The organism is Streptomyces sp. NPDC045846, assembly GCF_056431605.1.
The window spans coordinates 23,513-45,466 of the sequence record NZ_JBWKKJ010000023.1; the positions used below are offsets into that span (position 1 = coordinate 23,513).

A 21,954-nucleotide genomic window follows, 5' to 3' on the forward strand; every position below is an offset into this window, starting at 1 on the left:
TCACCGAACGTGCGCAACGAGGTTAAGGAACAAGATCATCTCCGGGCGGATGCGGAGGAAGACGTCCGGATCCGTTCCGCAGGCCTCCACCAAGCAGGAACCGGCCGACATATTTGTCATGTCCTGTCATGCAGTGCCGGCAGCAAGGGAGACCCGCAGTGAACGCATCCTCGTCATCCGCCGTCTGGTCGCCCGGCGAGCGCGTCGACGGCCGCTATCGGGTGATCGGCGAGCTCGGCCGCGGCGGCATGGGAGTCGTGCACCGGGTGCGGCATCTGGTCTGGGGCATCGACATGGCGGTCAAGAGCTCGCGGCCGGAGATGTTCCGCGGCGCCAGAGGTCAGGAGCTGTTCGTCCGGGAGGCCGAGGCGTGGGTGTCGCTGGGGCTGCACCCGAACGTCTGCGCCTGCTACTACGTCCGGGTGCTGGACGGGGTGCCGCGGGTGTTCGCCGAGTACGTCGACGGCGGCAGCCTGGCGGAGTGGATCGGCGACGGCCGGCTCTACGAGGGCGGCTCCCAGGCCGCCCTCGCCCGCGTCCTCGACACGGCCGTCCAGGTCGCCCGCGGGCTTGAGCACGCCCACCGCCGCGGCCTCGTGCACCAGGACGTCAAGCCGGCCAACATCCTGCTGGACGGCGCCGGCACCGGGAAGATCACTGATTTCGGCCTCGCCCGTTCCAAGACCGTCGCGACTGCGACCCGGCCCGACGCGGCGCCGGGTATCAGCGTGCTGGTGCCCTTGGGTGGCATGACGGTCGCGTACGCGTCGCCGGAACAGCTCGCCGGGCAAAGCGTCGGGCGGCGCAGCGACGTCTACAGCTTCGCGGTCTCGGTGCTGGAGATGTTCACCGGCGGGGTGCACTGGTCGGCCGGCTCGGTCGCCGGCATGGTGCTGGAGGAGTACCTGGCCGACCCGGTGAACCCGGTCCCCGTGCCGCCGGAGGCGGGCAACCTGCTGCGGCGCTGCCTGCGCCAGGACCCCGCCGAGCGGCCGTCCTCGATGGCCGACATCGCGGATGTGCTCACCGGGATCTATGAGCGGCACACCGGCTCCGCCTACCCGCGTCCGGCCCCGCAGGAGGCCGATCTGCGTGCCGACGAGCTCAACAACCGCGGCCTGTCGCTGCTCGACCTGGACCGGATCACCGACGCCGGGCGCGCCTTCGACCAGGCACTGGAGGCCGATCCGCACCACGTCGGCGCCGTGTACAACGGCGGGCTGCTGCGCTGGCGCACCGGCGCCCTCACCGACGTGGAGTTCATCGCCCAGCTCGAGGCGATCCCGCAGCACCCCGCCACCTCCTGGCAGGTGCGTCTGCACCTCTCCCGTATCCACCTCGAACGCGGCGACCTCGAAACGGCCCGCGGCCTCCTCGACGACCTCGCCCGCGAGCGGCCGCAGGACAGCGAGGTGCAGGCGGCGCTGCGGGCCGCGGCCTCCGGGAGCGTGGCCGACGCCCGGCAGGTCGAACACCGCGAACTGCGCGGTCCCGACGACCTGCCCGGACCGCCCGCGCGGCTGATCGTTTCGCACGAGGTGGGCGGCTACCGGCCGATCCGGTTCACCCCCGACGGGCGGCTCGCACTGACCGGCGACTGGGACGGCGCCATGCGGCTGTGGGACACGGCGACCGGCGCCCTGCGGCTGAAGCTCGACGCGCACCGCGGCCAGGTGCAGAACGTCGACCTCACCCCCGACGGGGCGTACGCGCTGTCCGCCGGGCGCGACGACACGGTGCGGCTGTGGGATCTGGGCAGCGGCCGGTGCGTCGGCACCATGCGGGGAGGCAGGCAGACCAACCGGCACCCGGTCAGGCTGAGCGCGGACGGCGGCGTCGGCGTGTGGGTCGGCGATGACGGCCGCATCCAGGTCTGGGAGCCGCATACCGGAACCTGCCGGTGGCTGCTGGGGACGCCGCTCAAGTGCCAGCTGGACGCCTGCCTGTTCGAGGTGAGCGCGGACGGGCAGTACGTGCTCACCGCCGAGACGGACGGCGCGCGACTGTGGCGGCTCGCCGACGGCCGCTCGCGGGCGCTGAGCGGCAGCTCGCCGGCGACCTCGATGTGCTTCAGCCCCGACGGGCGCCATGCCGCGGTCGCCTCCTCGGACCGGATGATCCGGGTGTGGGACCTGACCGACGGCCGGCTGCTGCACGCCTTGACCGGGCACACCGGGGCGGCCCACCACCTGGCGCTCGGCAACGGCGCGCGGCGGCTGCTGTCCGGCTCGGCCGCGGACGGCACCGTACGGGTCTGGGAGCCGTCAAGCGGCCGGTGCCTGCGTACCTTCCCCGTGCACCGCAACGGGGTGCGGCACGTCGGATTCCCGGACCCCGGCGAGCAGTTCGGCCTCGCCGTGGACGCGGCCGCCCACTCGCCCACGCACCGATGGCGGCTGCCCAACGCCGGGTACGCCGCCGATCCACAGGTGATCAAGCCGCGCGAGTACGCCGAGGTCAGCCGGCTCGGCGGCCAGGCCGAGGAACTCCTCGCCGAGGCCCGCCAGGCCATCGCGGACGGCCGCCGCAAGGCCGCCTTCGACCTGCTGACCCGCGCCAGGGCGATCGACGGATACGAGCGCGCGCCGCAGGTCGTGGACGCCTGGCACGAGCTGGGCCGCACGGCGCGCCGCACGGGCCTGCGCGCGGCGTGGTCGCGGCCGCTGGACGCCGGCCGGCTCTCCTACGGCGCCGTCACCGCGCTCGGCACGGCAGCCGACACCCGGCTCGCCGTCAGCGGCCAAAGCGACGGCACCATCCGGGTCTGGGACCTGGACAGCGGCGCCTGCACCCGGCTGATCGAAGACCACCACAGCAGGGTGAGCAATGTGGCGCTGAGCGACGACGGCCGTCAGATCCTGTGCTACGGCACCAAACCGCATGCGCTCACCCGCTGGTGGCCGGCCGACGGCGAGCGGCGGCAGCTGAAGCCCGCGTGGAACATCATGCGGAGCGTCACCTTCACCGGGGACGGGCGCCATGTCCTGTTCGTCGACGGAGAAGGCGGCATCCACCGCTGGGACCTGGACCACGACCGACGCACGGAGTTGACGACCGGCCCCGCCCGCGGAGTCGACGCGATCTCCACGTCGGCGGACGGCCGGTTCGCCGCGGCCGGCGGATACAACGGCGCAGTGCTCCTGTGGGACCTGGGCACCGGCCAGTGCCTGCGGACCTTCAACGGCCACAGCCGGCCGGTGCTGTCCACGTGCGTCAGCGCCGACGGCCGGATGGTCCTGTCCAGTAGTACGGAGGACGAGCCGGTGCGGCTGTGGGACGCCGGGCAGAAAGGCTGCGTGCGCGAGTTCACCGGACACCAGGGCTGGGTCTCCACGGTGCGCTTCACCCCCGACGCCCGGTTCGCGTTCACGGCGGGCCACGACCGGACCATACGCCTGTGGGAGGTCGCCACCGGCCGCTGCCTGCACATCCTGACGGCCCACCAGGAACGCATCCGCCACCTCGAACTCTCCACCGACCTGCGCAACATCGTCTCTGCGGGCGACGACGGACTGCGGCTGTGGGAGCTCGACTGGGAGCTGGCGGTCGACTAATTCGGGCGGTGCCGCGGGCCATGCGCACTGACATCAACGCTGGATCGTTCCCCGGCCTCCCGCTCGGCCCGGATTAGCAGGTGACCGGTGACCTGCTCGCAGTCCACCGCCGCCCAGGATGAGGTAGTGGCGGTGCCGGTTCAGTGGTCTGGGGCAGGCAGGGGCCGTTGCTCCAGGCTGTCAGCCCGGTTGCCTGCACCTGACGGCTTTCGTGGGCTCGGATGCTGTCAGAACGTCGGCAATGGGTTCTGGCCGAGCATGCGCTGCCCGTTGTCGGCTGAGGCGCGCACCGCGTCGAATCCATATTCGGTCATCGCGGATTCGTAATCGGCGAGCGCGTCGGTGATCGGCTGGCCGTGAGCTGCCTTCCCCAGGGCGGCGGCGAGCAGGCTGGCGTCGCGCAGGGCAGTGTTCGCGCCGATCCCGCCTGCTGGGCTCATCGCGTGGATAGCGTCCCCGAGCAGCGTGATGCGGCTTGGGCGCCATGCGGGAATGGGCACGCTGGTGCGCAGGGTGAGTGGGAAGATGCTTTCGGGTAGCCAGTGTTCAATGATCCGGCTGACCTGGGGGTGCCACTCCTCGATCAGCTGGAGGGTCGCCCCCCGCAGTCCGGCTCCGTCCATTGCCTGCAACTGGGCGTCGTCGTAAGGGAGAAGCTCGCGGCGGGAGCCGAAGGAGACCGTCATGTAGTCCGCGCTGTCATCCAGAGCCGCCGTAGGCGCAAGTCGGCTGGCCGCCCGGCCCGGCGGTTCAGGGAATTCGACCGGGCCGACGCCGACGAACTGCTTTCCCGGTCCGATGACCGGCGTGAACACAGCAAACATCTCATCCCGGAAGAGGGACCTGGTCGCCTTCGTGAGGGGTACCTTCCCGTACAGCTGCCGCACCCCTGTGTCCACCACCTGTGCGTGCGGCAGATGCTGACGGCGTACCGGGGAGTTCACTCCGTCCGCGGCCACGAGCACATCACCGCTCGCCTCGGTCCCGTCGCCGAAGCAGGCGATGACCCGGCCGTCCGACCCGGCCCGGTAGTGGGTGAACCTCTTGCCGAACGAAACGGCATCCTCCAATCCCGTCAGCAGTATCCGGCGCAGCGTCAGCCGGTCGACCGCGAGATGAGTACCTCCGTCTCCCCCCAATACGGCCAACTTCCTCAGCTGGCTGTCGAATACGGGGGTGCACGGCAGTGGCACCCCGGCCGTGGCCCGGAACAACCGATACAGCTCCGTCGGCAACGTGTCTGCCAGTGAGCAATCCCCGTGGGTGTCGATGTGGATGCGATACCCCTGTTGACGGGACACCAGGGCAATATCACGTTCGTACACCGAGAAGCTGATGTTTCTTTGACGCAGGCCCTGTGCCAGGCATAAGCCGCCAAGCCCCGCGCCAATAACGATCACATGTGGATACGGCATGCCAGGTCCCTTCCTCACGCAACGACAGAGAAAGGGACACGCAGGTCACACCTGGCCGTGGCAGTCCCGTATACGGAGGCTGCCGGCGAAGTGAGGTGTTCGGCGCCTTGCAGCGCTGCCCGGACTAACCCGTACCGGGCCGTGTCTTCGCGTGTCCTCAAACCTCACGCTAACAAATCCAGCGCCCGAAGTTCTAGTGCCGCATCAGGCAACGTTTGCCCTGGTGACTACTTCGTGTAGGCGTTGATCGGTGGCGTGCTTGTTCCGCCCATTAGATGATGTAGCGGCGGATCATGCTGCCCTGGGCCTTGTGGCTGGGGTGGTCGGTGCCGTCGAGTGCGAAGTAGCGCAGGGCGGTGAACTGGGCCTCGATCCGGTTGAGCCAGGAACCGTTGGTCGGGGTGTAGGCGATCTCGACGTTGTTCGTCGCGGCCCAGGTGCCGACCCTCTGGCACCGCTTGGTGGTCAGGTGGGGTGAGTAGTTGTCGCAGACGATCGCGATGCGTACGTCCGCCGGGTGGAGCGAGCGCAGGTAGCGGCAGAACTCCAGGAACTTCGATCTGTTCTTGGTCTTCTTGATGTGGCCGTGGAGCTGGTCCTGGGCGAGGTCGTAGGCGGCGAACAGGTGCCGGACCCCGTGCGGGCGGGTGTAGGTGGCCCGTCGGCGGGGCCGGGGATCGCGGTCGGGGTCCTTGTGCCGTCCGCCGCGCTCCGCCCACTGCCGGCCGGGGCGGGGCTGGAGGTTGAGCGGCCCGAACTCGTCGAGGCAGAACACCACTTCGGGCTCGCCGTCCTCGGGGGTGACTTCGCCGTCGGCGATGGCGTAGAGGTGCTCGACCCGGGCCTTCTTGGCGGCGTAGTCCGGGTCGCGGGAGGTCTTCCAGGTCTTCACGCGTTGAAACGAGACGCCCTCCTCACGGAGCAGGACCCGAAGGCCCTCGTGGCTGATGTCGTCGACCACCCCCTCGGCGACCAGGAAGTCGGCCAGCTTGACCAGGCTCCAGGTCGAAAAGGACAGGCCGTGCTCGGCCGGCCTGGACTTCGCGATCTTCTTGATCTCCCGGCGCTCGGGGAGTGTGAACGTCCTTGGCCGGCCACCCTTGTACTTCGGGTAGAGCGAGTCGAAGCCGTCGTCGTTGAAGTTGTGGATCACGTCCCGGACCCGGTCCGCGCTGGTGAACGTCACCTCGGCGATCTTTGTGACGGACATGCCCTGAGCGGATAACAACGCCATCTGGGCACGCCGCCATGTCACCACCGAACCGGTACCCCGGACGATCCGCAGCAGCCGCCGGCCTTCATCGTTCATCGATCTCGCGGACCCGCACACGTTCAGCCACGCGATTGTGGCCGCTCTGCGACACCAACGAGCAGTAACCGCGCGACAATTCGTGACAGGGCGAACCACGCCTGAAACGGCACTAGGCTGGCTCGGTGGGGGTCAAAATGCGGGGACGATGGGGCAGGCAGCCGGTGTGGGCGCGGTGGGCTCTCACGGTGTACTTGATCGGTTTTCTCGTAGGGACCCGCACCCACGTTCTCGATGTCGCCCGTTACGGTGTCCACGCCTATGCGATGTTCCCGCAGGTGCCCTTGCAGGCGTTCTTCGTCAGCCTGGTGGTCATCGATCCTCTGGTCATCGTGCTGGTGGGACTCGCGCGGCGAGAAGGGATCTGGCTGGCGGGCGCCGTGATGGTGCTGGACTTGTGCGGCAACTGGTGGGGCAACTGGCACTGGCTTCACGACGATCCCTCGCAGCTGATGCGGCTGGTGCCCCTCACGATCTTCGGAGTGTTCGTCGTCGGGTCCGTGCTCCCCTTGCATCGCGCGGTCGCCGGGGCGGCGGGCAAGCCCGAGGCAGCCCTGCCGTCTGCCTGACGAGGACGGTTTGCCGAGGCCCGGCGACCGTCAGGTCGCCAGGCCCTGGAGTTCGGCGACGGTCAGCCCAGGCCGACGCGATGGACCTGATCACCTGGGACATCAACGTCGCCCAACAGGTGCTTCCCCAGATCCCCTTGGGGATGATTGCCATGGCTCGCAGACCAATCGCAAGAGACCGATCGGAACGGAATTCATCATGACAGAACCGTGGAACGCCGATACCCCCAAAGTGATGACGCTCCCCTCAGGGCGGAGAGTCCGCGGACGGGGGCTCAGGTACGACCTCCCCAAGGGGCAAGCTCCCACGTTAGCTGTACATCTGACGGAAAATCAGCCGCCCGAGGTGCCGTGGGAATCCCTGTGGATTCCCTGGCGAGATTTCTGGCTTCCCGCCGACTCAACGGACGCCATGCGCAAACTCCGTATGGCGTATGACCGCGCCTCGGACGAACGCTTGGAGATTTGTTGCGGGGGTGGAGTCGGACGGACCGGCACGGCTCTCTCCGCGTTGTGCGTCTTCGAAGGCATGAACCCCAAAGAGGCGGTCAAATGGGTGCGGCAGAACTACCACCCCCGTGCGGTCGAGGTGCCGTGGCAACGACGTTTCATCCGCCAGGTGTTCGCCACCGGCGCGGCTCGCCACGAGCAGTCGTAGGGTCGGCTCGTGCGCTGTGCGGCGGATTTCACGGCCGCCGTTACACGGTGTTCCACCACCCATGGACGGGAGATTGAGCAGAACGCCCGGCGGCATCCCGGTCCCCGATGTGCTCCACGACGTAGCCGCGTACGTCGTCCAGGACCTCGTCGGCATCCGACTCGATCCGGTTGAGCAACCGGTGGATGCGGTCAGGAGTAGTTGCAGCGGCTCGCCCCGCCTGAGGGTTCCAGATCGTCGCGGTTGTCCGATCCTCGTGATGTGTAGGCAGTCCCGAGCTTCGGTGAGCATGCGCGGTGTCGTCCCAGTCATCTGTAGGCAAGTTTCCGAGTGTTCCGGTCTTGTGTAGGTACGGCGATCGCGGTGCTTCTGGGGTCGAAGCAGATCGGCCCAATGCCTCACACATCCCGAAGCCTTGCAGGTCAGGGATAGCTCCGGTCGATGTCAGAGGCATGCGCAAGGATCTCGCCATGACTGTGACTGCTGCCGACTACGTGTGGTTCAACGAGCGCTTCCCCGACCTCGCCGAAGCGTATTGCTTCACGGTGGTGCACAACCTTGCGCCCTCGGACGTGCTTGCCCGCCTCGGAGGACGGAACGAGCCCTCCCAGACCGGGGTGGCGGCGGTAGTGGATGCGGCTTTCGATCTCCTCGATCGTTCGGACAACACCCGGCAGTTCATCGCCATGACCACTGTCGGGGACTGGACCCTGCTGATCGAGCCCGTCGGCTACCTCGGCGTCACCGAGGACCGAGCCCTGCCAGCATCAGCGGGAACGCGATGGGTCTCTCACTTCCGCAATATCAACGGGCTCGCCTCGTTCCTCTGGGCCGAAGACACCACCGAGCGACTGACGTTCGAGCCCGGAGTACCCGATCACCGCTGGGGAACGACCCCTGATGAACTCCTGGAGGCCATGCACCACAGCGGCTTCCAATTCTGGGACGAGACCTCCGACACCGCAGAAATCCTGGCCGCAGAGGCAGCATTCGCCCTCATCGAGCACCTGACCGGTGTCCGCATCACACCGGGACTCCTCCAGGACACCACCTTCATCTGCGGCAGCGCGGAGATCAGATGAGCCGACGCCTAGGTGACGCATATGCCCAAAGCACAGACGCCTACACCCAACCGGGACAATCCACCCGAGCCCGCCCCACACAACTCTAGGCACCGCAGGTCAAGGCCTCGCTTCCCGCTCTGAGTGACGAGTGACCGGTCGCGGCCCCCGGCTGCCTCGCCCTGTGCATCGAAGTTGTCCATCGGTGCCAGGTACGGTGCACGGTCACACCTCTGAGTACGGGAACTGAGTAGGGCGACGGTGCCGCCGGCCTGGGAGGTGGTGTTCGGATGGCTTCATGACGTCGACTTCTTCCGCCGCTCCCGCGGCGTCCGCCTCCCGCCAGGGGTTCAGGGTCCTGGGAGTGTCCGTTGCCGCCGGGGCCATGGTGGTTTTGTTGCTCGTGGGCTTCGCGATGGGCTGCACCGCCGTCATGGGCGGTCCCGTTCGTTCCCAGGCGCAGTTTTTGGAGCACGTCCGCGAGACGCAGGGCGCCGGCGAGGACACCGTTCGCTTCCTGGGCTCGGAACCGCGCTCGGTCGTCCTGAGAAAGGACAGCGCCAACGCATCCTGCGTGGACGACCTGGGCACGGATACGGCCGGCGTCAGCCGGGACCAGCCCTCCATCTCCTGGGCCCCGCAATTCCGGGACGGCGACGCCGGGTATCGCGCGGCGCTCGCCAGCCTTCGCAGGCGGTGGTCGGAGCGGGGATGGAAGGTGACGGCAGATCCGCAGACCGACCCGGTCACCGGCAGAGCGACCGGCCTGCAAGCCATCCGTGCCACCGACGACCACGGTGTCACCCTGTCGCTGAGCCCCGGCCGGCGTACCGGTGAGGGCCTGGTCGTCGCCGACGGCGGCTGCGTCCGCCACGAGGGCTACTGGACCACGAGTGACCGGACCACCTTCTAATGGACCCGACCACTCCGGCGCGTTGTGGTTGTTCTGGAGGTGCCCCCGGCAGTGGGCGAGATGCCGAGCACCTAGGCTCGGCACAGGCGGAATCTGAAAGATCTTGCCGCCCGTGTCATAAGGCGACTCTCTGACCAGTGGGTTCGGAGCTGTCTCAGTCCGCGTCCGTGCGTCTATGTCTCACGAACCGTGGGTTTTTTGCACCCGCCGCCCCGACCAGCTGGTCGCCGTCGGCGTCCAGTACACCGGCGCGGACGAGTGGTAGACCCTGGCCTGCAGCCCCGCACGCGTGCCCGACGGCGGACTCGAGGACTACCACGAGCGCGTCCTGGCTACGGTCGGAGACAGGGGGCAGGCTGTCGCTCCCGCCTGAACGGACAGCGCCCGCTGCTGTCGCTCTGATCTGCTACCGCCGTCTTTCCCGGCGGAGGGCTCACCCGCCCCGGATAGCCTGGGCGCGGGTCTTGAAGTCTTCGACGAGGTCGGCGATCACGCGGTAGTGGCGTTGCCAGTTGAGTGACCAGGGACAGTTCCAGTCGGTCGATAGCGGTCAGCTGTGCGGCCCGGGTTGTTGCGGTGTCGTGGTTCTTCCCGAGGCCGCCTGTGCGGCGAAGGTTGGCGAGGTGTTGTCCGATGGGCATCATCTGGTCGTCCTCGCCCCACACGGCGGCCTGACGCGAGGTGCCCGGTGGCGCGCCGGTAGGAGCGGAGCGTGGCGAGCTTGTTCTCCCAGGCTTCCTCGCCGGGCTCCCACACCATCCCGGCCTCCGGCGCGTCCAGCAGCGTCTTGCCCCGTTCCTCCAGCTCCCCGGTGCGCAGGGCCTTGCGCTGCTGGTGCACCCACCGCCCGAGCGGGAAGTCCTTCGTGACGCCGACCTCGACCTCTACGTCGTACGGGACGGCGTAGAGGCCGGTGATCTGGTTTTCCTAACTCCCGGCCCCGTCAACGTTCCATTCTCGCGGCAGTTCGCCATCACAGAAGACGCAGACGAAGTCGTCTTCCCGCACGATGTTCAGTTGGCTGCAGGCGGGACAGCGCCGGAACACCACCTCGTGGGTGAACCCGGAAGGGTGCTCGATCCCGGCTGCATCCAGAGCCTCCACGACGGCCTGCCAGGAACTGATGTCCGGGCAGTATCCGGTCGACTGGTTACTCACCTCAGCGACCACCCACTGGCCTGACTCCCTGCGGAAGCTCATCTCGCCGGCACCCAGAACGGTGCCGCCGCCGGCACACACTACGTGTTCGCTCCGACGCGGCGCGAGCCGCAGCACACCCATCGAGTCGATGACGAACGTGCAAGGCTCGGCCAGCTCCACCGCTGCCAGACCCGACACCCAGTCGTTGAAGTCCGATGCCGAGAGGATGCTTCGACCCTCAGTCTCCGGCCGGACAAGGTCCCGCAGATCAGGCGGTCCCACATACCGATAGCTCCACCCCAGCAAGCTCACGCTGGCCAACGTAACCCCCGCCCGAGGCCAGGGCCTGGGGAATTACGTGAACTTACCCTTGGGGAATGACGAGAACGTTCACAACAGCGGGTGGATGGCGAACGGGGTCCGGCCTGTGCAACGCTGCCAAGACAGCCAGCCTGGTCTGGTGGGAGGCCCCGCGCCGGCCCGAGGTCAGTTGATGACCAGGGCGAGGTACGGGTTGTCTTGCTTGACTGTGCGCGGCCGTACGCCGCGCGCTTGATGCCCCTACCCACGGGGGTGTGATGGGCTCGACCTCGGATGCGAGGGCGAACCATGAAGAACCTCACCGTCAGCACGCAGCACTACGCCGACCGAACTGTGATCACCGCGGCCGGGGAGATAGACCTCACCTCGTGCCCCGCACTCGAGCAGGCCGCTCTCATCATCCCGCTCAACGGTGGAACCCTGCACCTGGACCTGTCCGATGTGACGTTCATGGACTCCAGCGGCCTGAACTACCTGCTACGCCTACGCAAACGCATGCTCGCCGAGAACGGCGCCCTTCTGGTGACCGGCCTCCAGCCACAGCCTGCCTCCGTACTGCACCTGACAGGGACCCACGATCTCCTGGTCGCTGAAGTCGCCGACGAGGCGGCCTGAAAAGGGAGCAGAGCTCGTTGGGCGCATGCTGAGAGCATCGAGGACCTCGACCTGACTTCCACCTTCCTGCGCAGCAAAAGCGAGCAGGCCCGACGGTTCCAGAGGACTGGTCCCGTCGCCCTGGGACTTCCTTCCATTCCTCGTCAGACCCCCGATTGCATAGGGCAACGCAAGTGCCGCCTGCGCTGCGATAGTCAAGGCATGGATCGAACGCATGAACCCGCCGACGGAACGCTCCTAACGACCGAGGAGCAGAAGGCGGTCCACGCTGCTCTGGTCTCTGTGGGTGCCGATCGCTGGGCTGGGGGGCAGCCATGCACGTTCCACTCGCTGCTCGCACGTTGGGTCGGCGTAGTGGCAGGGGTCGAGGGGGGCTATTCGTGGTGCGCGCCAGAGCTAGCCAACGACATCTGGTGTCGGACCGCGCTGGCGCGTATCTGGCCCCTCTTGCCCCCACGCGTCCAGTCCGTTTGGCAACCAAGACTCCAAGAGCTCGATGGGCGGTTCCGCGTGGCAACCGTCCAGCGGCCCGGCCGAGGCGATGACGAGGGACATTGGTGGAAATGGCGCATCCCTCGACTGCTTGAGGCTGAAGCTGGAGACCCCTGTGAACGAGGCTGGCCCTCAGGCTGGGAAGTGATGCCTTTCCCCAAGCCAGACTCGGTTCAAGTCGTTGTCTGAAGGTCAATCACTCGTCGAATCCGGTGGAGGGTGAGGTCTGTTACAGCGGATTCCTCACTGAGACCGGTGTGCCCGCACGAGTCGGAGGATTGCCCTCACGGACATGTACGGACGCCTCCGGTACGCCTAGCGTCGAAGGCGACTGGCAAAACGGTTCGCGGCCGGGTGCTTTGCCCGGCTACCGCCCCCCACAGAGATCGGCAGCGTCATGGGTTTCGACCGGAAGAACGAGCGTGTCGAGCGTCAAGCAAAGGCTCTGCCACCTCGGAACTCAGCAACTCAGAGCGCCAATGCGGCGCCCTTCTTGGAGAACCGTCAGGCCACGCAGCCGTCCGTCCAAGCCGTGCAGCGCATGGCGGGGAACGCTGCAGCCACCGCGTATGTGCAGCGGGCCACCGACGAGGAGCGTGCCAGGGCCAACGCTCGGCGGGAACGGTGGGCCGAGCGCGACACCAGGCGCGGCGGTGCTCAGCAAGCGGAGAGCTTCACCACGCGCGAGACCCCGTTCGGTCCGTACAACGAGCGCCCCGGGCGCGGCGGGGCTCCGTACATCACCACCAACATGGATCAGTATCCGGGAACTCAGGCGACCGACGGCCGCTACGTCCGTGAGGAGGAGAACCAGTTCAACGGCCTGATCCCCGCCCTCGACGCCGAGCAATTCCTCCCCCTCGTCGAAGCGTTGAAGGGGCGGGAGCTGAGCAAGGAGGAGATTGAGGGTCTGAGCGACGACCAGTGCCGGGCCGCGGCGATGCTCATGGGAATCGCCACCGCCGAGGCGGTTCGTGAGCCGGGAGCGCTCAAGCACATACGCAGCGCGCTCCGGCGGCAGGCCGACCCGTCTCACGAAGCACCGGAGTTCCTCAACGACTACCCGCAGGGACGTGTCGGTGGTGCCCAGCATGAGAAGCGCGTCCGGGCGGGACGCAGGCGAGGCACACCCGAGGTCGAAACCATCCTTGAAGCCTCGTCCTCGTCGGACGAGAGCATGTGAGTCTCCGGTCGGCCGGGGCGAGCGGGTGTGGGTGCGAACCCTGGGCAGCGCGGCTCACTCGCGGACCGCAGCCGCGAACTGCTCTTCCAGGTCCGCGCGTCCCTCGGGGTCGTCGTCCTGGTCGTGACCGTCGGCCTCCTCATCGACGTCGTCGGGACCCCCGTGGACGGTGCATACGGCGTCCGGGTTCGGCCGGTCGCTGGTGTGAGCGACCAGCAGGTCCGTCACTGATCCGCGAGGTTGTGACCGCCCGCGAGAACGGCCCACACTGCGCCGAACGTCGCGGGAGTCGCGACCTGCTCGGCGCTTGTCACTGTGCATCCCCAGCGACAGCGGTGACGGCGCCAAGGGGCACCATCCTCCGGGTCGGGGATTGCTCTGACCTGCGATAGTTGGCGCCGAGGTAGGCGAGTAGCTGTGCGAATCACAGGGGGAGAGAGTGGAGCGGATCACCGAGGACCAGGCCGCACGGCTGGTCCGCTTTGTCTTCGCGCGAATCCCCGACCCAGCCTCGTGCCAAGGCGAAGCCCGTCGGACCGCCACCGCCCTGCGCGTGGCTGCAACCAAGCAGATCGCGGCGGTGCGCTTCCATCGGTCCTCCCTGCCTGAGCAAGCGGCAGGGACCGAGCTGCACGCAACCGCCTCATGGAACCTTCTAGTCGCCTTCGCTGAAATCTGGCACGACCATCCGGAGTTCCCTGCCGACGCAGCCATAGAGACGTTTGAGTTCGACTCCGAGTCGCCACTCTCGCCGACTACGAACCACGACCCGCTGCGTGAGCGATAAGCCCTGCCGGACTTGGTGCAGAGAAAGTCCAGCTCCATCAGCGCCGTGCCGGGCCCGGAGACGTCCTGGGCCGGCTCGGGGTACGCGGAGCCCTCATCTCGGCGTTCGGGGTGGTGTGTGCGGGTCGGCCGGCCTCTTGCCGATGCTGCGGCCGCCCTGGGAGGCGCTTTCGCCCCCGGCCGGAGTCCGGCCGGGGGCGGCGGTCGTTCCAGGCCGGGACGGGCAGGAGCCGGATGCGGATGGCACGCCGGTCGGACCAGCAGCCGCACGCCTCCATCTCGGGAAAGGCACCGCCGGTCCACCAGCCGCCCTCGCCTTAGCAGCGCGGCAGTTGGGCCGGGGCTGGGCGGTGATCTTGATGCGTTGCCGGTCGGCGTACAGCTGCAAGTGGCCGGCCTTGAGGACGGTGGCAGGCGCGATGACTGTGATGGGCACGGCGGCTGCGATCAGCACGGCGGTTCGGGGGCGCACGCCGTCAGGCGGATGGGTGACGGTGGCCGCCTGGCGCCGGGGTGCGGTCATGATGAGGGGCTCCTTCTGCTTCTCGATGCGCTCTGGAAGAGGGAGGGGTGTTGCTCCGGGGCGGCCGGGTTCGATGCCGGCGGCCGCCCCGGGCGCTCAACTGGCCGTGGGGGCGGTGGTGGTGCGGACGGCGGCCGCGAGCAGCACGGTCAGCTCGTGGCCGTGGTCGACGGCGGCGTCCAGGCGCTCGATGAGCTCCGGCGCCTGGCCGCGGTTGCGGGGTAGTTCGAGTTGGCGATGGTGAACTGCCGCTCGATGTGCTTGCCGGTGAGGTAGGTGTGTGGCGGTCCGGAAGTCCCGGGGCCCGAGTCTCGGAGTCGCCCCGCTGTACCCGACGGAGTCGGTCCAGCCATCGTCATCCCCGTGGGCACCTCCTGCGTCGGATACTCAGATCACTGCCTCCACTCAGCTAGGCATGGATGGGGTCGGCGACGGTGGCGGTCTACTGCGGAAGGCGGAGGCGAGGTTGTCCAGCTCGGCGAGCCGGGCCGTGCATCGCGGGGGTGCCCCGCGGACACGCCGCCCGGGCCGTCCGCACCGTCCTCGCCGGAATCTGCTGATGACTCTCCCGCCGCAGCGACGTCATTCCAACCCCTACTGCTGACACGGCCCCACTCCGACCAGCCAACCACCAGTGCCAACCGTCAGCCGCCCACCAAGATCACCAACGGAGTCACGGCACTGGAAGAAGATCTGGTCCTCGAACCCGCTGGAGCGGATCAACCGCGAGATCAAGCGCCGCGCGGACGTGGTGCAGATCTCTCCCAACGACACCGCGCTGATCCGCCTGGTCACCGCCGTGCTGGTCGAGATGAACGACGAGTGGATCGCCTTCCCCCGCCGCTACCTCCCCGCAGGAAGCGTGGCGCTCTACCCCGACGAAGCCGAACCCGACCAACACGCCACCACTTCATGATCGTTGGCCCGCAACTGGTACACCACTCCAAGGGACACGACCTTGAGCCGCGACGGACCGGCGAGCAGGCCCTCGGAGGCTGTGTGAGATCGCGCCACTTCGAGCAGGTTATTTACGGCCGCGACGTTTGCTTCGGCCTGATCCACTTCACAGCGGCAGCACAGGTTTTGCCTAGTCAACGTGCATGCGCAGGGGTTCAAGGGACCTGCCGCGTCTGCGGTTTGGGCCCGCGGGGCCTTCGAGATTCCCCTTGCCTCATACACGTGTTTTGTGGCTATGGTGAGCGCCGCGTGTACAGGACCTTCACATTCCGCGTGCACGCGGATCATTCGGCGGCCGGGGGGCGCCGCCGCCCAGGGGGAGACTGCGGCCGCCATGCCGCCATCGTTGCTTCGTGCACCGTTCCGTCTGTGCGGCGCGTACTGACGCGCGATCAAGAGCCTTGCCATAGCGGCTCGTGATCAGCCCTCGGCTGTCGATCCCGCCGGTGTGAACGACGATACGAAGGATGCTCAGGTGCGCTCCAGTCCATGGTTAGGGATACCAGGATCGAGAAGATCCACAGTCCTGACCTCAGTCATAACCTCTGTTACCGCGCTGGCTGTCACGGCCGGGCTCGCCATCCAGCCCGGTTTGACCGACCTGGGGCGGGGTGCTGAGTCGGCGGGCAATTCCTATGCCTGGAACGAGGACACCGCTGCTGAGCAGTTGCGGCAGGACCAGTGCCTGATGGCGGATGTGCTGCGGCTGGGCGGGTCGTCCATGGCCCAGAGCGCCCAGGACGGTCTCAACCAGCTGGCCGACAAGCTCCACACTCTGGCCGACCGGCAGTACTGGCAGAAGACTCCGCTCGCTACGGCGTACCAGGCGGACCGTGACGGGGCGGCCAAGCAGCTCGACGCCATGGCTGCCAAGCAGAAAGAATGGAAGGGACCTCTTTCGGGGCTGTCGGCTCCGGCCGGTTTCGCCAGTGTCGCCGACTTCTCGGACCCGCCGGGTACGGCCGGTGACGGCCGGCAGAGCTTCTACGATCAGACCGGTCTGTCCCGGTGGATCGCGGACCGGTTCTGGAAGGCCGAGAGCGACTTCTACCAGGACTCCACGCCGACGGCCGATGCGAAGACGCTGCAGGCCATTGATGCCGTGGGCTTGCCCCGCTACGGCACTGACCCCACATCGGGCGGGCTGTCGGGCGAGGAGTGGAACCGCGCTCTGGCGGAGCGGAACGCGTTCCGGTGGCTGCGCGGCGACTGGTTGGACAAGGCCGGATCGGACGACGCCCGCATCTTCTTGGCCTCCGGCGGATTCCCGCGTACCGCGCCGCAGCCGGGCACGGCGGAGTACCGCATCGCGGTCGAGGACCTGAAGTCCCGTTTCGCATCGTGCGCCTGGCGTGATCCGCTCGATCCGGACAAGGTGCTGGGCGGCATCACCGACACCGCCGCGTCGGAGTGGCAGCAGGAGGTGGCCGCGCAGGCGGTGCAGCGCAACCAGATCCTGAGCGCCAGCGCGGACGCCACCAAGGCGTTGGCCAGCGGCGCGAAGGCGCTGGGGGAGCTGCTCGGCGACTCGTGGGTGGCCGATCACATCGCCCGCTGGCAGGACTACTGGTCACCCGGTGGTGCCGGCTGGGTCGGTGACGCGCCGGCCGTGATCGAGGTGCATGACGCACAGGGCAAGTGCCTGGATGTGGAAGGCGGCCGGACGGACAATGGAACCCCCGTCCAGCTGTACACGTGCAACGGCACCGCAGCCCAGCAGTGGAGGATCTATGGCGACGGCCGCGGTTCGCACCTGCAGAGTGTCGATTCCCTCAAGTGCCTGGACGCGGCGGGCGGGAAGACCGACGACGGCACTAAGATCCAGATCTACCAGTGCAACGGAACGGCCGCCCAGGGCTGGGAATTCAACCTCCGCGCCACGACCCCGCTGAAGAACGTCGGCGCGGGCAAGTGCCTGGATCTGCACACCTTCAACAACGGCAACGACGCATGGCTGTGGCCGTGCAACGGCACCGGGGCGCAGAAGTTCGACGTCAAGCCGACCGGTCACAACGGCACCGTGCCCCCCGACACCCAGTTCACCCAGGCCAGGAAGGGCATCAGCGGCGCCCAGAGCGGGGCCAAGCAGCAGCTCGAGATCCTCCGGGCCCAGCTCGCCACCGCGCAGAAGGCCGCGGCCGCGTCGGACACCGCCGAGCAGACCGCCTACACCAGTGCGGATGCTGCGGGCGCGCCGCGTGGCCGGGGGCTGCTGGTGGGTCAGCAGAAGAATCAGGTCACCCAGGCCACGCTTGCCGCGCTGCAGGCGATGGTGAAGGCGGGCGAGACCGCCGAGGCCGCCACCCGCGCCTCCGGCGGCGACAGCCAGACCATCGCGCAGCGGGCGCTGGCGCAGGCCGCGCAGGTGCAGACCGAGTTCCGCAAGAAGGCCGCGGAGACGGCCGAGTTGCAGGCCAAGTCGGCCGCGGACGCAGCGAAGATCCACCGCGACAACGCGAAGAAGGACAAGGAGACCGCGGAGGCCAAGCTCGCCGACACTCTGAAGGCCGAGGGCGATGCGAAGGCGGCCGCGGCCGACGCGCACGCCAAGCGCCTGGCCGCCGAGGCCGAGGCGGCCACCGCGAAGGCGGAGAAGGACACCGCCGTCCTCAAGCAGGCCGAAGCCGCCCAGCACAAGCAGAACGCCCAGACCGAGGCGGGCAACGCGAAGACGGCCAAGGACAAGGCCGAAGCCTCCGAAGCAACCGCCGTCGAGAAGAAGAACGCCGCGGTCAAGGCCCGTGACAACGCGAAGGCCAAGCGGGACGACGCCTGGGACGCCCAGCAGAAGTCTGACGCCGCACGAGCCAAGGCCGATGCGAAGGAGGCCTACGCTCAGGCCCACGAATCTGATGATCAGGCGAAGGAGTCCAGGGCAGCGGCCGACGAGGCGAACCAGCACGCCGACGAGGCCGAAGCAGCCGCCGGCCGGGCGCGTTCCGAGGCTGACGCGGCATCCCAGGCGGCCGCGGACGCCGACGCCGCGGCCACCCGGGCCGAGGCGGCAGCGAAGCGTGCCCGCTCCGACGCGGACGGCGCGCAGGCGGCCAAGGCGAAGGCCGATGCCGCGGTGAAGACCGCGACCAGCGCCGAAGCCGACGCACTCGCCGCATCCCAGCACGCTGCCTCCGAAGCCAACACTGCCGTCAAGCTCGCCGACGAGGCCGAGGCGAAGGCGAAGGTCGCCAAGTCGCAGGCGGACGAGGCCAGCAAGGAAGCGGCGAAGGCGGTCGAGGCATCGGCGAAGGCCGCAGGCTACGCCCACGTCACCGCGCAGGCCGCCGAAGACGCTGGCAATGCCGCCGTCCAGGTCGCCAAGCCTGCCAACGACGCCATCCAGCTCGGCTCGCCCTACATCACCACCGACTCCGCCGCCGGCCTGGTCGTCCTGGCCGGACAGGCGTCCAAGACGATCGCCGAACAGCAAAAAGCCGTCGCCGACGCCCACGCCCAGAACGCCCAGAACGCAGCGGCCACCGCCCAGGCCTTGGCCGACCAGGCGCAGGCCGACACCAAGGAGGCCTACCAGCACGCGGCCAATGCCGCCCGCTACGCCGCCGACGCCCGCGGCTACGCCACCGAAGCCCTCGGCTACGCGGCCGCCGCCGCTACCGCAGCGTCCAAGGCCGCCGACTCCCTGGCCCGCACCATCGAGTACGACCGCCAGGCCGCCGAAGACGCCGCGGCCGCCGATACCGCAGCAGGCCAAGCGGAGGGCTACGCGAAGGACGCCCGCATCGCGGCCGACCAAGCAGCCCTCGACGCCGACGCCGCACACGCGGCAGCCGCCCAGGCCACCCAGGACGCCCAGGACGCCCGCGCCGCGGCCGACCGCGCCGACATCGCAGCAACCCAAGCCGAACAGGCCTCGAAAGACGCCGACAGGTTCGCCAAGGAATCCCAGGACGCCGCAGACCAGACCGCGGTCAAGAACAACAACGGCCAGCTGCAATCCGGCGCCACCACCGGCGTCGGGGGAGTCTTCTTCGTCGTCGACCACATCGAGCAGATCGGTGAACCGCAGGACGTCAAGAAGGAGAACTGCAACCCCATCATCCACACCGGGGACTGCAAGATCACGGCGACCATCCACTTCAACGAGTACGTCGACCTCTACATGTGCACCGCTGAGGACGCACCCGCCACTCAGTCCGGGTGCCCCTCCTCGGACGTGGTCTACCTTGGCCCGACGATGTTCCCCAACCTCACGGAGACCATCACCAAAACCCTCACGATGACCGAGTTCAACTCGGGCATCGACCCCATAAAGGTCCTTTTCGGCGACTTCATTGAATGCGCCAAGAAGATCCTCCCCGGCAATGACGGCGGCAGCTGGACCGCGTGTGCCTGGGCCGCCAGCTGGTTCGTCGGCGGCAAGACTCTTTCGGTCCTCGCTGATGCGCTCCATGCATTCAACGCAGCGCTCCACACCGGCATCGGTGTCCGGGAAGCCTTCGCAGCTCTGAAGGCATTGAAGCTCGATGCAGCGACTGCCGCCGAACTCGAAGAAACCATCAACGTTTACGAGGAGGCACTCAGCTCTTGCAAGGTGAACAGCTTCCCGGGCAGCACGCCGGTGCTGATGGCCGATCGCAAAACCAAGCCGATCCGAGACGTTCACATCGGCGACCTGGTGCTTGCGACAGACCCGCAGTCCGGGCGATCGACCCCACAGCCTGTCACCAACGCCTTCAGGCACAACACCCAGCATTTGGTCGACATCACTCTGGGAAACGGGGCACTCACCAGTACCGTCGGCCACCGATTCTACGTTGAGGGACGCGGCTGGGTCCGGGTCTCCGCTCTGCATACTGGAGACCGCCTGAGGACGCCGGACGGTACTACGCAGACCGTGACTGGCCTGCACGACCGGCCCAACCTGGCCACCCAGGAGGTCTTCGACCTCACGGTCGACGGACTTCACACCTTCTATGTCCGGCCCCAGGGCCTGCAGCCACGGGACGTCCTCGTCCACAACTGCACCCAAGTCATCGCCGATGAGAACATCGAGGGAGCCCACACCCTGCGCGACCACGTGAACCCCACCAACAGGGAAATGGAGCAGGAAGCCCGGGCCAAGGGCATCGCAACGAGGTGGAACGATGCGGCGACAGCCGAACGGTCCGTCGACGCGGCCTTCAAGGAGTGGATCAAGAAGGCCAGCAACGCGAAACGGCTGCAGCGCTGGATCACCCAGCAGTCTCACAAGAAGTTCTTCGACCCAAGCACAGACCTGTTGGGTATTGAATGGACGCTCCGGGACCAGGGTTCGCTCGGACTCAGGTGGGTCAAGGACGGTCCTCAAGGGGAGGCTGTTGGCAACAAGGTTGTCATCCAGCTGAAGTATGCCGGCAAGCACAAGCCGAGCAAGTACGTCGTGTACACGTCCCACCCGGAGTGAGGAAGAGCCCGATGGCGGAACAGAATGAAACCACCGATGCCGAAGACTCACAGGAATTCATCCTGGACATCGGGCTGACCTGGATGGCCTCCAAATCCCAGTACCCGATGTGGGTTTCCTCGGCCGACTTCGACCGATACGTACCCAAAACCGGACCAGTGGACGTACAGCTGAATATCGTGAACGCGGCTGCTACCGAAGACAACCGCACAGCCGCCATGCAGATCGGCGAAGACGTACGCAGACTGCTGGCTTCCCCGCTGACAGACGATGTGATCCGCACCGTCTGGCTCGGCGCCACAAAGGCGTACTTCGACCCGGCCAAGCACGGCTTGAGCGGACGCGACTGGCTGCGGCTGATCGAACAGAGATGGACAGACAGCGTTCGCCAAAGGGACCCGGCCTTCACGCCCTCCCCTCCTCGCCCGGTGACCGACGCCACCCTGCGAAGGGCTGTGCTGGGAGAGATCGACTCCGTCGCGTCTGATCTCGAACGAGCAGCCTCCAAGGGCGATGTGCCGTCTCTGGTGCCGGCGCTGGAGCAGGTCGTCCGCGCAGCCTGCGCGGATCTCGGATACCGGCTGTTCCTGCGGGCGATGAGGGCATACTTCGTCGAAATAACCCAAGAGCGCTGCGATGCCCTGATCGCCCTCGGCGAGGTTTTCCGCTACCCCGAATTCCTCGTAGACGACAGCCTCAACGTCAGAGACAACTGATCTCCCATGGGCCCCGCCGAAGCGGAGCGCACGCGCTCAGGCTCCGACGGGGCCCATGCAGCTCGCCATTCGCAGGGGAGTATCCACCTACCCCAAGAAGGCTCCACCAGCGTCCTAGCGGTACGCAACGGTGGTCATCCGCGCCGAGCACCAAAAAAGAGAAGGCCCTGCCCCGGGCGAGATCGCCGGGGCAGGGCCGTTTCCGTTACCTGCACGCCCAGCCGCCCGCCCTCGGCCGATACACAGAACAAGCACGCTGCGGCATCAGGCAGCCCACGCCCCAAGTACTGAACACGCGAGCGGTCCCACTTCGGAATCTTGCTAGGGGAGTCGGGGTTCGC

14 protein-coding genes and 3 pseudogenes are annotated in these 21,954 nt (G+C 67.7%); 11 read left to right on the forward strand and 6 right to left on the reverse strand.

All coding sequences use genetic code 11. The features are described from left to right. Positions 1-158 precede the first annotated feature (158 nt). Positions 159-3,554, forward strand: a complete 3,396-nt coding sequence (locus tag AC07F3_RS38515) for a protein kinase domain-containing protein (RefSeq protein ID WP_479119527.1) — start codon at positions 159-161, stop codon at positions 3,552-3,554. Positions 3,555-3,781: 227 nt separating this feature from the next. On the opposite strand, the gene AC07F3_RS38520 is transcribed toward AC07F3_RS38515, so the two are convergent. Further along, positions 3,782-4,969, reverse strand: a complete 1,188-nt coding sequence (locus tag AC07F3_RS38520; RefSeq protein ID WP_479119529.1) for an FAD-dependent oxidoreductase — start codon at positions 4,967-4,969, stop codon at positions 3,782-3,784. Positions 4,970-5,173: 204 nt separating this feature from the next. Continuing rightward, positions 5,174-6,309, reverse strand: a pseudogene (locus AC07F3_RS38525) (IS630 family transposase). A gap of 157 nt (positions 6,310-6,466) precedes the next feature. On the opposite strand from AC07F3_RS38525, the gene AC07F3_RS38530 reads away from it, so the two are divergent. Both AC07F3_RS38530 and AC07F3_RS38535 read left to right on the forward strand, forming a co-directional pair. Then, on the forward strand, positions 6,467-6,847 hold the full coding sequence (locus AC07F3_RS38530) for a hypothetical protein (RefSeq protein ID WP_479119530.1): 381 nt from the start codon (positions 6,467-6,469) through the stop codon (positions 6,845-6,847). 199 nt (positions 6,848-7,046) lie between these two features. Next, positions 7,047-7,505, forward strand: coding sequence for a protein-tyrosine phosphatase family protein (locus AC07F3_RS38535; RefSeq protein ID WP_479119531.1), 459 nt, complete (start codon positions 7,047-7,049; stop codon positions 7,503-7,505). 40 nt (positions 7,506-7,545) lie between these two features. On the opposite strand, the gene AC07F3_RS38540 is transcribed toward AC07F3_RS38535, so the two are convergent. Then, entirely contained in the window at positions 7,546-7,683 is a 138-nt protein-coding gene (locus AC07F3_RS38540) for a hypothetical protein (RefSeq protein ID WP_479119576.1), read from the reverse strand. 274 nt (positions 7,684-7,957) lie between these two features. Between AC07F3_RS38540 and AC07F3_RS38545 the strand changes: the two genes are divergently transcribed. Both AC07F3_RS38545 and AC07F3_RS38550 read left to right on the forward strand, forming a co-directional pair. Continuing rightward, positions 7,958-8,587 (forward strand): DUF6461 domain-containing protein, encoded by a 630-nt coding sequence (locus AC07F3_RS38545; RefSeq protein ID WP_479119532.1) that lies wholly within the window; start codon positions 7,958-7,960, stop codon positions 8,585-8,587. A 343-nt stretch (positions 8,588-8,930) separates the two neighbouring features. Then, complete coding sequence (locus AC07F3_RS38550; protein ID WP_479119534.1) at positions 8,931-9,479, forward strand: hypothetical protein; 549 nt, start codon at positions 8,931-8,933, stop codon at positions 9,477-9,479. A 472-nt stretch (positions 9,480-9,951) separates the two neighbouring features. On the opposite strand, the pseudogene AC07F3_RS38555 reads toward AC07F3_RS38550, so the two are convergent. Both AC07F3_RS38555 and AC07F3_RS38560 read right to left on the reverse strand, forming a co-directional pair. After that, positions 9,952-10,406 (reverse strand): annotated as a pseudogene (locus AC07F3_RS38555) (helicase associated domain-containing protein); the annotation flags it as partial. Further along, complete coding sequence (locus AC07F3_RS38560) at positions 10,407-10,940, reverse strand: hypothetical protein (RefSeq protein WP_479119535.1); 534 nt, start codon at positions 10,938-10,940, stop codon at positions 10,407-10,409. 288 nt (positions 10,941-11,228) lie between these two features. On the opposite strand from AC07F3_RS38560, the gene AC07F3_RS38565 reads away from it, so the two are divergent. Together AC07F3_RS38565 and AC07F3_RS38570 are read left to right on the forward strand one after the other, a co-directional pair. Next, positions 11,229-11,555, forward strand: a complete 327-nt coding sequence (locus AC07F3_RS38565) for an STAS domain-containing protein (protein WP_479119537.1) — start codon at positions 11,229-11,231, stop codon at positions 11,553-11,555. 889 nt (positions 11,556-12,444) lie between these two features. Beyond that, complete coding sequence (locus AC07F3_RS38570; protein ID WP_479119538.1) at positions 12,445-13,230, forward strand: hypothetical protein; 786 nt, start codon at positions 12,445-12,447, stop codon at positions 13,228-13,230. A gap of 54 nt (positions 13,231-13,284) precedes the next feature. Here the strand turns inward: AC07F3_RS38570 and AC07F3_RS38575 are convergent, their stop codons facing one another. Beyond that, positions 13,285-13,458 (reverse strand): hypothetical protein, encoded by a 174-nt coding sequence (locus AC07F3_RS38575; RefSeq protein ID WP_479119539.1) that lies wholly within the window; start codon positions 13,456-13,458, stop codon positions 13,285-13,287. A 211-nt stretch (positions 13,459-13,669) separates the two neighbouring features. Between AC07F3_RS38575 and AC07F3_RS38580 the strand changes: the two genes are divergently transcribed. From AC07F3_RS38580 to AC07F3_RS38595, 4 genes and pseudogenes are all read left to right on the forward strand, one after another. Next, complete coding sequence (locus tag AC07F3_RS38580) at positions 13,670-14,017, forward strand: hypothetical protein (RefSeq protein ID WP_479119541.1); 348 nt, start codon at positions 13,670-13,672, stop codon at positions 14,015-14,017. A gap of 1,198 nt (positions 14,018-15,215) precedes the next feature. Next, positions 15,216-15,455 (forward strand): annotated as a pseudogene (locus tag AC07F3_RS38585) (transposase); the annotation flags it as partial. A 729-nt stretch (positions 15,456-16,184) separates the two neighbouring features. Continuing rightward, positions 16,185-20,897, forward strand: coding sequence for an RICIN domain-containing protein (locus AC07F3_RS38590; protein ID WP_479119573.1), 4,713 nt, complete (start codon positions 16,185-16,187; stop codon positions 20,895-20,897). An 11-nt stretch (positions 20,898-20,908) separates the two neighbouring features. Then, entirely contained in the window at positions 20,909-21,613 is a 705-nt protein-coding gene (locus AC07F3_RS38595) for a hypothetical protein (protein WP_479119542.1), read from the forward strand. The last annotated feature ends 341 nt before the right edge of the window (positions 21,614-21,954 follow it).